Here is a 15,162-nt window from a genome sequence, read left to right on the forward strand (position 1 = left end):
CGCCTGACCGACGGCGACCGCCTGGACGGGAGATCGGGGGTGCCACTCGTGCGGATCGGACTGCTCACGGAAGGTGGTTATCCGTATGCGACGGGCGAGGCCAGGCTGTGGTGCGACCGGCTCGTGCGCGGACTCCCGCAGCACGAGTTCGAGCTCTACGCGCTGAGCCGCAGCGCCGAGCAGGAGCGCGGCCGGGTCCCGCTGCCCGAGCACGTCACCCGCGTCCGCACGGCCCCCCTGTGGACCCCCGCCGACGACGGGCGGACCTACTCCCGGCGCGAGCGCCGACGGTTCGCGGACTGCTTCGGGGAACTGGTCCACGGCATCTGCGCCGGCGCACCCGACTCCTTCGCCGCCGGGCTCTACGGACTCGCCGGACTCGCCCGCGAACAGGGCGGGCTGTACGCGGCACTGCGCTCCGAGTCCGCGGTGCGGGCCCTGGAGGCCGCCTGCCGGGCCCCCGGCGCGAGCCGCCCCGTACAGGCGGCGCAGGTGACCGACCTGCTGGAGTTCGCGGACGAACTGGAGGGCATGCTGCGGCCGCTGTCCCTCGACTGGTACGAGGAGGACGCCCACGGCGACGGCCTCGGCGCGGTCGACGTCTGCCACGCGGCCGCCGGCGGCGTGGCATCGCTGCCCGGTCTGCTGGCCAAACGCTTCTTCGGAGTCCCACTGCTGGTCACCGAGTACGGGGTCCAGCTGCGCGCCCACTACCTGGCCCACCTCGGCGGTGCCGGCGAGGGCGAGGAGCCCCGACCCGCCGTACGGGCCCTGCTCGCCGCCTTCCACCTGCGGCTGGCCACCGAGATCTACGCCCGGGCCGACTTCCTCACCCCCGGCAACGCCCACGCCCGGCGCTGGCAGGAGCGCTGCGGCGCCACACGCGGCCGGCTGCGGACGGTCTACCCCGGGATGGAGGCGGACCGATTCACCACCGTCGGGGAGGCCGCCGACCGCGGGGACCCCGACACGCTGGTGTGGGTCGGCCGGGTGGAGCCCGCCAAGGACCTCGTCGCCCTGCTGCACGCCTTCGCCGAGGTCCGCAGGGCCGAGCCGCGCGCCCGGCTTCGGATCTTCGCCACGGCCGCGGACCCCGGCTACCTCGCCGGATGCCGCTCCCTGGCCGCGCAGCTGTTCCCCGACGAGGCCGCCGACCGCGTCACCGTCGGGGAGAACCCGGTGGCCTTCGAGGAGATCGGCGGACCGGAGGTCCCCTCCGCGGCTGAGGCGTACGGTGCCGGGCGCGTCGTCGTGCTGTCCTCCGTGATCGAGGGCTTCCCCCTCACCCTGGCCGAGGCGATGCTCTGCGGGCGCGCCACCGTCTCCACCGACGTCGGCGCGGTCTGCGAGGTCATCGGCGGCACCGGGCTCGTCGTCCCGCCGCGCAACCCGCGGGCGCTCGCCGAAGCCTGCCTGTCCCTCCTCGGGGACGCCGAGCGGGCGGAACGCCTCGGAGCCGCCGCGCGGGCGCGGGCCCTGGAGCTGTTCACCGTCGAACAGAACGTCGCCGCCTTCCAGGAGATCTACCTGCGGCTGCTGGCCAAGGGCTCCGAACGGCCCGACGGCGGCGTCCCCTTCGCCCGGCCCCCGGAGGCGCGGGTGCCCGGCCACTGGACCAGCCCGACCTGGGCCAAGCCCGCACCCGACCCGACCTCGGAGGCCGCCGTATGACCACCGTCGACCCCGACACCGTCGACCCCGACACCGCAGCCCCGCCGTCGGCCGAGAAGGCGCGTCGGAGGGCCGCCGGCGACCCGGTCAAGGCCCTGCTGCACCAGCACCGCGAGCTGTGCGGGCGGGCCGTGGACCCCCTGGAGATCGCCGCCGGCCTGGAGGCCCACGGCATCACCGACCGCACCGCCGCCCGCTTCCGGCACCGGGACGTCTTCTCCCTCGCCGAGGAGCTGTACGCCCGCAGCCCGCGCGGTGAGGCGCCCGCCGCCGCGCCCGCCCCCGCCCCGGCCGGGCCGTCGGCCTACCGCGCCCTCGGCTGTGCGCTGCTCCCCGGGGCCCTGGCCGCCGGCGCGGCCGCCGCCGGCCAGGCGTGGGCCGGGCCCGCCGCCGTGGCCGCCACCGCCGCCGCCCTGGTGTGGCCGGGGCGGGCCGCCGGGGGCCGCTTCCCGTGGCTCGCCCACCTGCTCGCCGCGGCCGCCGCCGGCTGGGCCGTCCACCGGCACGGCACCGCCCTCGCGGTCGGCCTCGCGCTGGCCGTCGCCCCCGGGCACCTGCTCGCCGCCGGGTTCGCCGCGGGAGCCAGGGTCCGGCTCGGCGGGAGCCGCGCCCTGGAGGACTTCGCCGACCGGGCCCGCCCGCTGCTGTTCACGGCGGTCGCCGCCTTCACCGCGGCCGCCGCCGCGGCGGCCGCGGTCGCCGGCGCACCGCTGCCGGTGGCCGTGCCGCTCGCCCTGCTCCTCTTCCTGACCCGGCTCCTGCTGCGTCACGGATCCCGCGGCGGACCCGCCACCGCCGCACTCGCCCTCGCCCTGATCCCGGTCCCGGCGGCGGCCCCCGCCGCCGCGGCCGCACTCCTCGTCCACGCCGTCCTCGCCCTGTCCCGCGCATCCGCGCACGCGAGGCCATGACGTCCCCCGGGACCACCACTGCCCTCAGGGGGGTGTCTTGCCGATCATGCCGGGCTCGCGGCGCCTGCCGCCGCGGCCCGCCGCGTTGTCCTCACTCGACGACGCTCCGCGTCGCCTCCCTCGTCCGCCTTGCGCCCCACGGCGTCATCCACCGCTCCCTGATCCGGCCTGATCGGCAAGACACCCCCTGGGAGCCGACACCGAGGCGCAACTCCCGTACCCCGCCCCGTTCACCCATCCGTCCGCAAGGAGAAACAGACATGACCGGCCAGCCAACCGACCAAGGGGTCTCGCGATGAGGGTGCTGCTGATCGGAGCCAACGGATACCTCGGCCGCTACGTCGCCGACCGGCTGCTCGCCGACCCCGCGGTCCAGCTCACCGCGCTCGGCCGCGGCGACGACGCCGACGTCCGGTTCGACCTCGCCACCGGCAGCCCCGGAGCGCTCACGCGTTTCCTCGACGCCGTCCACCCGGGCGTCGTCATCAACTGCGCCGGAGCCACCCGGGGCGGGGCCCGCGAGCTCACCCGGCACAACACCGTCGCCGTCGCGACGATCTGCGAGTCGCTGCGCCGCAGCGGCTGCGGGGCCCGGCTCGTCCAGCTCGGCTGCGCCGCCGAGTACGGGCCCAGCCAGCCGGGATCCTCCACGGCCGAGGACGCCGTGCCGAGACCCGGCGGGCCGTACGGCGTCAGCAAGCTGGCCGCCACCGAACTGGTGCTGGGCTCAGGGCTGGACGCCGTCGTGCTGCGGGTCTTCTCGCCCGTCGGCCCGGGCACCCCCGCCGGGTCCCCCCTCGGCCGGCTCGCCGAGGCCATGCGCCGCGCGATGCAGTCCGGCGACGGCGAGCTCAAGCTCAGCGGGCTCGGCGTGCAGCGCGACTTCGTCGACGTCCGGGACGTGGCGCGGGCCGTGCACGCCGCATCCCTGTCCGCCGCCCAGGGCGTGGTGAACATCGGCACCGGCCGCGCCGTCCGGCTGCGTGACGCGGCCGCCGTCCTGGCCCGGGTCGCCGGGTACGGAGGCGCCCTGCACGAGCTCGACGTACCGCACGGCGGACCCCATCAGGCGCACGGGCACCCCGGCCGCCCGCCGGCCGGGCTCACCTCCATCGGGTCCCCCCGCTCCGAGGCCACCGCCGAGCAGCTCGCCGCCACGGCCCCCCAGCCGTACCCCTATCCCGACGGTTGCGGGGCCTGGCAGCAGGCCGACGTCCGTACCGCACGGGACCGGCTCGGCTGGCGGCCCCGGATCAACCTGGAGGAGTCCCTCGCGGACATCTGGATGGAGGCGGCGTGCCGCATCTGACCACTCCGCCGGGGGCCCTCACGGCGGCCGCGACCGGGGCCGGCCGCCTCGGCCTGGGCATCCCCGGCTACGCGCACCCGCTGCTCGCCCCCGTGGAATGGGCCGAGCTGACCCGCCCGGGCACCCCGCTGCACTGGGCCGTGCTGAACGTCGCCGACGGCCCCGGCGGGCGGCCCGATCCACACTGCACGGAGGCGGCCGCGAAGCTGCGCGCCGCGGGCGGCACGGTCCTCGGCCACCTCGCGATGCGGGACGGAGCGCGGTCCTTCGGCGAGCTGGTCTGCGACGCCCACCGCTTCCGGGACTGGTACGGGGTCGGCGGCTTCTACCTCGCCGGGGCCCCGGCCGACCGGGCGGAACTCACCTCGGTGCGGCGCGTCGTCGACGCCGTGCGCGGCCTGGGGGAGGGCCTGCGGATCGTCCTCGGGCACGGCACACACCCGTACGAGGGCTACGCGGACGCCGCCGACCAGCTGGTCACCTTCTCCGGGGCGTGGGCCGACTACCGCTGGTCGCAGGTGGCGGAGTGGACCGCCGAGCACCCGCCGGAGCGCTTCTGCCACCTGGTCCACGGGGTGCCGCGCACGCACCTGGAGGAGGCGATGCGGATCGCCCGCTGGCAGGGCGCCGGCACCATCTGGTTCACCGACCGGCGCGCCGTCGGGGACCGCGACCCGTGGGCCTCCATGCCCGGCTACTGGGACGAAATCGTCTCACGTATCGGAACAGGTGTCTTGGAATGAAGACGGGCGTGGCAGTGTTACGGAGAGAACCACCGTTAAGCCGTCACCATCTACGGAGTCCCCGTGTCGCTGCCACCCCTGGTCGAGCCGGCTGCTGAGCTCACCGTTGACGAGGTCCGTCGGTACTCCCGCCACCTGATCATCCCCGATGTCGGGATGGACGGCCAGAAGCGCCTGAAGAACGCGAAGGTGCTGGCCGTGGGCGCGGGCGGCCTCGGCTCGCCCGCCCTCATGTACCTGGCCGCGGCCGGCGTCGGCACGCTGGGTATCGTGGAGTTCGACGAGGTCGACGAGTCGAACCTGCAGCGCCAGATCATCCACAGCCAGTCGGACATCGGCCGCTCCAAGGCCGAGTCCGCCCGCGACAGCGTGCTGGGCATCAACCCGTACGTGAACGTGGTCCTTCACGAGGAGCGGCTTGAGGCCGAGAACGTGATGGAGATCTTCAGCCAGTACGACCTCATCGTCGACGGCACGGACAACTTCGCCACGCGCTACCTCGTCAACGACGCCTGCGTGCTGCTGAACAAGCCGTACGTGTGGGGTTCGATCTACCGCTTCGACGGCCAGGCCTCGGTCTTCTGGTCCGAGCACGGCCCGTGCTACCGCTGCCTCTACCCGGAGCCCCCGCCGCCGGGCATGGTCCCGAGCTGCGCCGAGGGCGGCGTGCTGGGCGTGCTCTGCGCGTCCATCGGTTCCATCCAGGTCACCGAGGCCATCAAGGTCCTCACGGGCGTCGGCGAGCCGCTGGTCGGCCGCCTGATGATCTACGACGCCCTGGAGATGCAGTACCGCCAGGTCAAGGTCCGCAAGGACCCCGACTGCGCGGTCTGCGGTCCGAACGCGACCGTCAAGGAGCTCATCGACTACGAGGCCTTCTGCGGTGTGGTGTCGGAGGAGGCCCAGGAGGCGGCCGCCGGCTCCACGATCACTCCGAAGCAGCTCAAGGAGTGGATCGACACCGACGAGTCGATCGAGATCATCGACGTCCGCGAGGTCAACGAGTACGAGATCGTCTCGATCCCCGGCGCGAAGCTGATCCCCAAGGGCGAGTTCCTGATGGGCACCGCCCTGCAGGACCTGCCGCAGGACAAGCGGATCGTCTTGCACTGCAAGACGGGTGTCCGCAGTGCGGAAGTCCTCGCGGTCCTGAAGTCCGCGGGCTTCGCGGACGCGGTGCACGTCGGCGGCGGCGTCATCGGCTGGGTCCACCAGATCGAGCCCGAGAAGCCGGTCTACTGACCGTCAGACCGCTGGGGAAGGGGCCGTACCCGCGCGTTCGCCGCGGGTACGGCCCCTTCCTCCGTGTTTTGGGCTCCAGGTCCGGGGTCCGGCTCAGGTGTCGAGGGGTTCCACCGGGGTCGACGGTGGGGCGGGGGACTGTGAGGTGTCCGGGGCCGCGGTGCAGACGGTGTTCGCGGCGGGCACCTTCCCGTCCAGCAGGTAGGAGTTCACGGCTCCCTGCACGCACGGGTCGCCGCTGTTGTACGCCCCGTGTCCCTCGCCCTTGTACGTGAGCTCCACGCCCACGCCGGGGCCGAGCCGTTCCACCATCTTGCGGGCGCCCTCGTACGGGGTGGCCGGGTCGCCGGTGTTGCCGATCACCAGGATCGGGTCGGCTCCGGGGGCGGAGACGTCCGGCGTTTCCGCGGTGCCGGGGACCGGCCAGCCGGTGCAGCCCATCATGGCCCAGCCGAGGAAGTCCCCGAAGACCGGCGAGGCGGCACGGAACGCGGGCAACTTCGCCTTGGTCTGCTCCAGGGTGTAGCGGTCCTTGGAGTCGACGCAGTTGATCGCGGTGTTGGCGGCGCCGATGTTGCTGTAGTCGCCGTTCTGGGAACGGCCGTTGAGGGCGTCGGACAGGGCCATCAGCAGCTGCCCCTGGCCACCCTCGGCCTCGTCCAGGCCCTGTTCCAGCAGCGGCCACAGCTCCTGCGAGTAGAGGGACTGGGCGATGCCGTTGGTCGCCGAGGACTCCGTCAGCATCCGGTCGTCGATCCCCGGGATGGGTGTGGCGGCCAGCCGCTTCTGGAGCTTGATGATGTTGTCCTCGATCTCCTTGGCGGTACTGCCCTGGAGCCGGCACTCGTCGCCCCGGTCCACGCAGTCCTGCGCGAAGTTGCCGAGGGCCAGCTGGAAGCCCTTGGCCTGGCCGAGCGCCCCCTGCTCGGAGGTCGCGGTCGGGTCGACGACGGCGTCGAAGACGGCCCGGCCGACCTTCTCCGGGAAGAGGTGGGCGTAGACGCCGCCGAGCTCGGTCCCGTAGGAGATCCCGAAGTAGTTGAGCTTCTCGTCGCCGAGGGCCTGGCGGATCCGGTCGAGGTCGCGGGCGGCGTTCTCGGTGCCGACGTACGGGAGCACCTTCCCGGACTTCGCCTCGCAGGCCCGCTGGTACTTGCGGGTGTTGTCGAGGTACGCCTTCTCCGCCTCCGGGGTGTCGGGGGAGGAGTCCGAGGCGTAGTAGGCGTCGAGCTGCTTGTCGTCCAGGCACAGGACGGGGGCGCTGCGGCCCACCCCGCGCGGGTCGAAGCTCACGAGGTCGTAGCGCTGGCGCAGGGCCTCGTACTCCTTGGCGGCGCCGGGCAGCGTGGTGATCCCGGACCCCCCGGGTCCGCCGAAGTTGAACACGAGGGAGCCGAGGCGCTCGTCCTGGTTCCTCGCCTTCGCCCGGATCAGGGCGAGAGGAATCGTTTCGCCTTCGGGGTCGGCGTAGTCGAGCGGTACGTGCAGCGTGGCGCACTGCCAGTCCTTGGGCGGTGCCTGCCCGCCACCCTCGGCGGCCGTCGGGGCCTCGCAGTCCCCCCACTTCAGGGGCGGCGCTCCCTCGGTGCCGCCGGCCTTGGGCGCCTTCTCCTCCCCGCTGTCGGAACAGCCACTGGTACTGGCCGCACCGGCCAGGAGAGCGACAGCGACGGCGACCCGCAGGAGGTGTTTGGGCATGTCACCATGGTGCGCGCCCCCGTCGGCCCGCGCCCGCGCGCTGACCCGTTCGGGTAAGCCGGGGCCGCCGACCGCCGACCGCCGACCGCCGACCGCCGACCGCCGACCGACGCCTGTGCGCCGGCACCGGGGCCGCCCGGGTTCCCTCGGGGCGCCGCCGCCGCTGCGGGGGCGCCGCCCCGAAGCCCGGCGCCTCGGACGCCGGCGAGGCTGGGTGGTGCGGCCCGCCGGGCGCGGGCGCGGAGCGCCGTAGGGGCGCAGGCCCGGCCCCCGCCCGGTAGGGCGGAAACCGGGGCGCGGGCCGGAGCGCCCGCACAGCCCGCCGACCCCGCCGACCGTGCCGGAGGCTAGATGGCCTCTTTGCGGGTCAGGAAGTTGAACGAGACCCACCCCGGCAGCACCGGCAGCCAGAAGGTCATCAGGCGGAACAGCAGCACCGCCGAGATCGCGACCTCCTTCTCCAGCCCCGCCGCGATCAGTCCGAGGGTCAGGGTGGTCTCCACCGCGCCCATGCCGCCCGGCGTCGGCGCCGCCGACCCGAGCGCGTTGCCCGCCAGGAACACCACCGCGATGCTCGCGTAGCTGATGGCCTCGCCGCCCCCGAACGCCCGGATCGACGCGTCCAGGCACATCACGAAGCAGCCCGTCAGCAGCAGCATCCCGCCGATGCCGGTCATCAGCTTCTTCGGCCGCTGGAGCACGTCCAGCATGCGCGGCACCACGCCCGCGAACAGCGCCCGTACCCGCGTGACCACGAACTTCCGCATGAACGGGACCGCCGTCACCACCAGCACCAGCACCGCGACCGTCAGGAGTCCCGCGATGACCGCCCGGGAGGGGGTCATCTCCGGGGTCTTCTCGGTCCCGGTCAGATAGCCGAAGGACAGCAGCAGCAGGATGTGGCTGGCCAGCCCGAACAGCTGCGAGGCGCCCACGCTCGCGACCGCCAGCCCCGGCCGGACGCCCGCCCGCTGCAGGAACCGCGTGTTCAGCGCGACGCCGCCGACCGCCGCCGGGGCCACCAGCTTCACGAACGACCCGGCCACCTGCGCGACCACGGTCCGCAGGAAGGACACCCGCTCCGGCACGAAGCCCAGCAGGCTCATCGCCGCCGCGACGTAGCTGAGGGCCGAGAAGGCGAGCGCCGCCCCGACCCAGCCCCACTGCGCGTCGCCGATGATCGTCCCGAAGTCCACGTGCGCCAGCTGCGTCAGCAGGAAGTACGCACCGAACGCGCCCGCGATGAACGACACCAGGGTGCGCGGCCGGATCCGCTCCAGCCGGGCCGGCTCCACCGGCGCCTGCGGGCGGATCAGCAGCACCTGCTGGCGGATCTGGCTGAGCAGATCCTCCTCGCGGGCCTCGTCCAGGGCGTCGTCGAGTGCCTTCTTCTCGGCCTTGCGGTCGGCCGCCGCCGAGGTCGGGGCCGAGGTCGCGGAGGCCGCGGCCTCCGCCTCGCGCGCGGCCTTCGCCGCCCGCGAGGACTCCAGTACGGCCTCCCGCTCCCGCTCGGCCCGCTCCCGGGCCAGCTTGCGCAGCGTCGCCCGGGTGGAACGGCTCAGCGCGATCGGCTGGAGCAGCGGCAGGCAGTCCGCCACCGTGTCCGGGCCGAGCACCGACACCGCCGAGGCCACCGCGCGCTCGGCGCCGACCCGCAGGCCGAGGGTGGTCAGCAGCTGCGCGACGTCCATCCGGAGCACCAGGTCGCCGGCGGCGATCTCCCCGCCCCGCAGGTCGGTGAGGATGACACTGCCGGAACGATCCACCACGAGCGCGTCCCCGGTGAGCCTGCGATGGGCGATCCGCCGCGACTGCAGGGCGCGTACCTGCTGCCACGCGTTGCGGCTCAGCTCGTCGGTGATCTCCTCGTCGGGGAGGGAGTCCAGGGTCCGGCCGCCCAGGTGCTCGTACACGAGCATCACCGCGTCGGGACCCAGCTCGGAGGTGGCGATCAGCTTCTGCGCGTTCGCCCCGGCCGCGATGGCCGCGTACGCGAGGAGCGCCTCCTGCTCCAGCGCCTGCCGCAGCGACTGCAGGCTGCGGCGGGTGGTGATGCCGCGCAGGGTGAGCCGGCGCCAGACCCGGTAGAAGAAGCCCTGGGCCTGCTGCTCCCGGTCGACGACGGTGACATCGAGCGGAGGGCCGTCCTCCAGGGTGACGTGGTAGCGCCGGCCGCGGTCGCCGGTCTCGGACGCCTCGGGGCCCTCGGGCATCTCGGCGCGCATCGCGCTGACCGGCTGGAAGCCGACGCGGCGCAGCCCGGCGAGGAGGTGCTGCCCGGTGGGGCGCACGTTGGGGGAGCCGACGGCGTACAGGGTGCCGTAGGCCACGCTCCAGCCGATCAGCACGGTGAGGACGATCGAGAAGGGGGTGGTGTAGCCGTTGACCAGCATGGTGAGCGCGTTGAGCAGCAGGACGACCCACAGCGCGACGCGCCAGTGGGGCCTGCGGGTCATGCCCACCGCGGTCATGTAGGCGATCACGGGCGCGAGGTAGCCGTGTACGGGATCGGTGAGGGCCCCGCCGACCGCGGAAAGGGTGAGGGCGTCCTGGATGGTGTCGGGGGCGGCCTGGGAGACCCACAGGTCGGTGGCCAGGGTGACGCCGTGCGCGAGGACGGCGGCCAGTACGCCGTCGGCGATGCGCAGCCCGTCGCGTTTGATCAGCCGCTCGATGGCGAAGGCGACGGGGAGCAGCAGCACCGCGATGCTGGAGACCAGAGCCGCGACCTTGATCAAGAGGTCCGGCGCCTGGCCGGTGCCCTTGCTGATGTCCTCCTCAAGGCCGACGGTGGTGCCGTGGGCGAAGGCGGCGATGCCGAGCAGCACGGCGATGCCGAGGATGCCGACGAGGAGGCGTACGAGGTCGGACGGCCGGTGCACGCGGGCGGCGAGCAGCGGTTCGTCGACCTCGACCTGGTCGGCGGCGGTCGGGGCGTGGCCGTGCGGGGCGTCCGCGTCCTCGACGCCGCCGTCGTCGTGACCGTCGGCGGTGTCCGCGGTGTCCGCGGTGTCCGCGGTGTCCGCGGTGTCGGCGGTGTCGGCGGTGTCGGCACCGGGGGTGCGGCCCGCCGGGAGGCCGGGCGCGGGGTCGGGCGCACGGTCCGGCGCGAGGTCCTGGGGGCGGTGCTGCGGGCGGGAGGCGGGGCCGTCGTCAGGGCGCGCCGCGTCGTCCCCCGCCGCGCCTTCCGGAGGGCTCACACCCTGCTCCTTCGTCGTCACATCCGTCTCTTCTTGATCACGTATCACCAGTCACCGCCCGGAAGATGGTGGCACGGACCGAGGGGCCGCCGGGGCATCAGGGTGCGCGCCGGTCCGGAACCACAACTTCCGCCGACGGGTGTCCGGCGTACTGCACCATGTGCTGAATGAGTGAGGAGCTGCCCGCGTACGCGGAGCGCGTACTGGAGGTCGTCGAGCGTATTCCGCCCGGCCGGGTGATGACATACGGGGACGTCGCCGAATGGCTCGGCGAGGGAGGGCCGCGCCAAGTCGGGCGTGTCATGGCGCTGTACGGGGGAGCCGTTCCCTGGTGGCGTGTGGTGCGGGCGGACGGCATGCCGCTGCCCGGCCACGAGGTGCGCGCCCTGGAGCACTACCGGACGGAGGCCACGCCGCTGCGCCTGACGGCCGGCGGCGAGCCGCGCCTGGACATGCGCCGGGCGCGCTGGGACGGGGACCCGGACCCAGGACGGGACCCCGGACGGGACGGCGGGCGCGACGAGGCTCACACCTGACAGCTTCGGCCATGCGGCGCCGGGGCGGGCGACCGGGCGACCGGGCGACCGCCCGTCCGGGGTACCCGGGGGGACTGCGCGGGGCGCGCCGGTTGCCGTAGCGTTGCCTCTTCGGCTTCCGCGCGAGCCGGCACGGCACCACCGCCACACCACGCAGACCCACCAGGACCGGCACCTCACGTGATCACCTCTTCCTCCGACCGCACCGAACGGCGGCGTACGCGGACCCCCGACGCGTACCGCCTCGTGCGCACCGGGCCGGAACGGGTGGATCCTCCTGTGCTGGACGCAGCGCAGCGGGCGGTGGTTGACCACCCCGGCGGACCACTCCTGGTCCTGGCCGGGCCGGGCACCGGTAAGACGACCACGCTGGTCGAGGCCGTCGCCGCCCGCGTGGAGGCGGGTACGGACCCCTCCCGGATCCTCATCCTCACCTTCAGCCGCAAGGCGGCGGTGGAGCTGCGCGACCGTGCCGCCCTGAGGCTGGGCGGTGCGCGCGCCCCGCAGGCCACCACCTTCCACTCCTTCTGCTACGGCCTGGTCCGCGCCCACCAGGACACCGACCTCTTCGCCGACCCGCTGCGGCTGCTGTCCGGCCCGGAGCAGGACGTGATGGTCCGCACCCTCCTGGAGGGCCAGCGCCGGATCCGCTCGATCCGCTGGCCGGACGACCTGCGGGCCGCGCTGACCACGCGCGGGTTCGCCGACGAGGTCCGGGCGGTCCTCGCCCGCGCCCGCGAGCTGGGCCTCGGCCCGCAGGCCCTCGCCGCCTTCGCGGACCGCATCGGCCGCCCGGACTGGAAGGCGGCGGCCGCCTTCCTCTCCGAGTACCTGGACGTCCTCGACATACAGGGCACGCTGGACTACGCCGAGCTCCTGCACCGCGCGGTCCTCCTCGCCGAGCGCACGCCGTCGCTGGCCTCCGCCTACGACGCGATCTTCGTGGACGAGTACCAGGACACGGACGCCTCGCAGCTGCGGCTGCTGCGGGCCCTGGCCGGGCGCGGCGGCACGCTGGTCGCCTTCGGCGACCCCGACCAGTCGATCTACGCCTTCCGCGGCGCCGACATCAACAACGTGCTGGACTTCGAGTCCGCCTTCCCGGGCGCGCAGGTCAGGGCCCTGACCGTGGGCCGCCGCTCGGGCGCGGCCATCGTGCAGGCGACCCGCCTCCTCACGACCCGCATGCCGCTGCCCCGCCTCCCCGCGGACGCGGTCCGCGCGCACCGCGCCCTGCAGGCCACGCGTGAGGGCGGCCGGGTGGAGGTCTTCACGTACCCGACGGCCGGCGCCGAGCTGGACAACATCGCCGACATCCTGCGCCGGGCCCACCTGGAGGACGGCGTGCCCTGGCAGGACATGGCCGTCCTGGTCCGCGCGGGCGGCCGCACCCTCCCGCAGATGCGCCGTGCCCTGATCGCGGCGGGAGTCCCGGTCGAGACGGACGGCACGGACACCCCCCTCCGCCACGAACCAGCGGTCGCCCCCCTCCTGACCGCCCTCCGCCTCGCAGCCACACCCCCCGCGACGGCCGAGCCCGAACCGCAGGCCGCCCCCGCGGAGCCGCCCCCGGTCGACGGCCGACCCGCGGCTGCCGCAGTAGGCGAGTCCTGCCCGCAGGGGGACCGCGCCCCGGAGCCCGGGGCCGAAGCCCTGCCCGCTGCCGGGGGCGAGCCCGGCGCCCAGGCTGCCCAGGCGGAGCCGACCCCGGCTGCCGCTGCCGTCGCAGGCGAGTCCGGCCCGGGGCCTGCTCGCGTCCCCGAAACCGGGGCCGCAGGTCCCGCGTCGACCGCCGCCGCCGACCCGCAGGGCGGCGTGGCTGCGGGCCTCGGGGCCGCGGACAGCGGCACGGGGTCCGGGGCCGGCGCCGTAAACCCGGCCGACCCAGCCGGAGGCGTGGGCGTCGAGGCGGCGCTCACCCTGCTCGCCTCCCCCCTCGGCGGCATGGACGCCGCCGACCTGCGGCGGCTCGGCCGAGCCCTGCGCGACGAGGAGCGCGCCGCAGGCGTCAAGGTGCCCGCGCCCTCCGACGTCCTGCTCGCCCGCGCCCTCGCCGAGCCCGAGCGCCTCACCGCGCACGACCCCGCCTACGCCCGCGGCGCGCAGCGCCTCGGCCTGCTCCTGCGCAAGGCCCGCGAGCTCCTCCAGGGCGGCGGCACCGCCGAAGAGGCCCTGTGGGTCCTCTGGGACGGCACCCCCTGGCCCGACCGGCTGGAACGCCGGGCCCGCCGCGGCGGCGCGGCCGGCCGCAACGCCGACCGCGACCTCGACGCCGTCTGCGCCCTCTTCGACACCGCCGCCCGAGCCGAGGAGCGCACCGGCGGCAGCGGCGCGCTCAACTTCCTCGAACAACTGGAGGCGGAGGACATCGCCGCCGACACGTTGACGGTCCGCACCACCCGCCCCGACGCCGTCCGGCTGATGACCGCCCACCGCTCCAAGGGACTGGAGTGGTCCCTCGTCGTCGTCGCGGGCGTCCAGGAGGGCCTGTGGCCCGACCTGCGCCGGCGCGGCTCCCTCCTGGAAGCCGACCGCATCGGCCGCGACGGCCTCGCCGAGCCCCTCACCCCCGGCGCCCTCCTCGCCGAGGAGCGCCGCCTCTTCTACGTCGCCGCCACCCGCGCCCGCGACCGCCTCGTCGTCACCGCCGTCAAGGCCCCCGCCGAGGACGGCGACCAGCCCTCCCGGCTCCTCACCGAGCTCGGCGTCACCCCGAAGGACGTCACCGGCCGGCCCCGCCGCCCCCTCGCCGTCCCCGCGCTCGTCGCCGAGCTGCGCGCCACCACCGTCGACCCGGACGCCTCGCCCGCCCTGCGCGACGCGGCCGCCCGCCGCCTCGCCCGCCTCGCCGCGCTCACCGACGACGAGGACCGCCCCCTGGTCCCGGCCGCGCACCCGCAGCGCTGGTGGGGCCTGTACGAGCCCACCCGCAGCACGGTCCCGCTCCGCGACCGGGACCGGCCCCTCGCCCTCTCCGGCAGCGCCCTGGACCAGCTCGCCAACACCTGCTCCCTCCAGTGGTTCCTCGGCCGCGAGGTCAAGGCCGACGCCCCGTCCACCGCCGCCCAGGGCTTCGGCAACGTCGTCCACGTCCTCGCCGACGAGGTCGCCTCCGGCCGTACCCCCGCCGACCTGGCCGTCCTCATGGAACGCCTCGACTCGGTCTGGGACGCCCTCGCCTTCGACGCCCCCTGGAAGTCGGCCCAGGAGAAGGAGAACGCCCGCGCCGCCCTCGAACGGTTCCTGCGCTGGCACACCACCGACCGCGGGGGCCGTCAGGCCGTGGCCACGGAGCACGAGTTCGACGTCACGCTCGAAGCCGGCGACGTCGCCGTCCGCATCCGCGGCTCCATGGACCGGGTGGAGGCGGACCCGCAGGGCCGTGCGTACGTCGTCGACTTCAAGACCGGCAAGTCCGCGCCCACCAAGGACGAGGTCGCCCGCCACCCCCAGCTCGCCGTCTACCAGCTCGCCGTCCGCGAGGGCGCCGTCGACGAGGTCTTCGACGGACGGCGTCCCGAACCCGGCGGCGCCGAGCTCGTCCAGCTCCGCCAGGGCGCCGCGATCCGCGACGGCGGCGAGACGGTCCCCAAGGTGCAGGCGCAGGAGCCGCTCGACGGGGAGTGGGTCGGCGACCTGCTCGCGACCGCCGCCGGCCGGGTGCTGGACGAGCGGTTCGCGCCCGCCGCCGGCCGCCACTGCGACCACTGCTCCTTCCGCGGCTCGTGCAGCGCCCGCCCGGAAGGCCGCCAGACCGTCGAGTGAGCTCGGGGCGACGGGACGGCGGGACGGTCCGGCGGTCGGGTGGCCGGCAGTCGGCGGTCGGGGGCTGTCGGTGGGGGCGGCTAGCCT

The 15,162-nt window shown here is 74.9% G+C and carries 9 protein-coding genes; 7 read left to right on the top strand and 2 right to left on the bottom strand.

The annotated features are described in order from the left end of the window. Positions 1-48: 48 nt before the first annotated feature. From ACFWFZ_RS22270 to moeZ, 5 genes are all read left to right on the top strand, one after another. Positions 49-1,671: a DUF3492 domain-containing protein gene (locus ACFWFZ_RS22270; RefSeq protein ID WP_387124534.1), complete on the top strand. Its 1,623-nt coding sequence runs from the start codon at positions 49-51 to the stop codon at positions 1,669-1,671. Next, positions 1,668-2,582: a hypothetical protein gene (locus ACFWFZ_RS22275; protein WP_387124535.1), complete on the top strand. Its 915-nt coding sequence runs from the start codon at positions 1,668-1,670 to the stop codon at positions 2,580-2,582. The genes ACFWFZ_RS22270 and ACFWFZ_RS22275 overlap by 4 nt, the downstream gene beginning before the upstream one ends. 295 nt (positions 2,583-2,877) lie before the next feature. Beyond that, positions 2,878-3,891: an NAD-dependent epimerase/dehydratase gene (locus ACFWFZ_RS22280; RefSeq protein ID WP_387124536.1), complete on the top strand. Its 1,014-nt coding sequence runs from the start codon at positions 2,878-2,880 to the stop codon at positions 3,889-3,891. Continuing rightward, positions 3,879-4,634, top strand: coding sequence for a spherulation-specific family 4 protein (locus ACFWFZ_RS22285; protein WP_387124537.1), 756 nt, complete (start codon positions 3,879-3,881; stop codon positions 4,632-4,634). The genes ACFWFZ_RS22280 and ACFWFZ_RS22285 overlap by 13 nt, the downstream gene beginning before the upstream one ends. Before the next feature lie 63 nt (positions 4,635-4,697). Continuing rightward, a complete protein-coding gene (gene moeZ, locus ACFWFZ_RS22290; RefSeq protein WP_387124538.1) occupies positions 4,698-5,876 on the top strand; it encodes an adenylyltransferase/sulfurtransferase MoeZ in 1,179 nt (392 codons plus the stop codon). A 93-nt stretch (positions 5,877-5,969) separates the two neighbouring features. On the opposite strand, the gene ACFWFZ_RS22295 is transcribed toward moeZ, so the two are convergent. Further along, positions 5,970-7,574 carry an alpha/beta hydrolase gene (locus tag ACFWFZ_RS22295; RefSeq protein WP_387124539.1) on the bottom strand — a complete coding sequence of 535 codons (1,605 nt, stop codon included), beginning with the start codon at positions 7,572-7,574 and terminating at the stop codon, positions 5,970-5,972. 347 nt (positions 7,575-7,921) lie between these two features. Then, complete coding sequence (locus ACFWFZ_RS22300; protein WP_387124540.1) at positions 7,922-10,774, bottom strand: YbhN family protein; 2,853 nt, start codon at positions 10,772-10,774, stop codon at positions 7,922-7,924. Positions 10,775-10,941: 167 nt separating this feature from the next. On the opposite strand from ACFWFZ_RS22300, the gene ACFWFZ_RS22305 reads away from it, so the two are divergent. Together ACFWFZ_RS22305 and ACFWFZ_RS22310 are read left to right on the top strand one after the other, a co-directional pair. After that, positions 10,942-11,310, top strand: a complete 369-nt coding sequence (locus tag ACFWFZ_RS22305) for an MGMT family protein (RefSeq protein ID WP_387124541.1) — start codon at positions 10,942-10,944, stop codon at positions 11,308-11,310. A 180-nt stretch (positions 11,311-11,490) separates the two neighbouring features. Then, on the top strand, positions 11,491-15,075 hold the full coding sequence (locus ACFWFZ_RS22310) for a UvrD-helicase domain-containing protein (RefSeq protein WP_387124542.1): 3,585 nt from the start codon (positions 11,491-11,493) through the stop codon (positions 15,073-15,075). Positions 15,076-15,162: the final 87 nt, after the last annotated feature.

Source organism: Streptomyces sp. NPDC060232 (genome assembly GCF_042726555.1).
Taxonomy (GTDB): domain Bacteria; phylum Actinomycetota; class Actinomycetes; order Streptomycetales; family Streptomycetaceae; genus Streptomyces.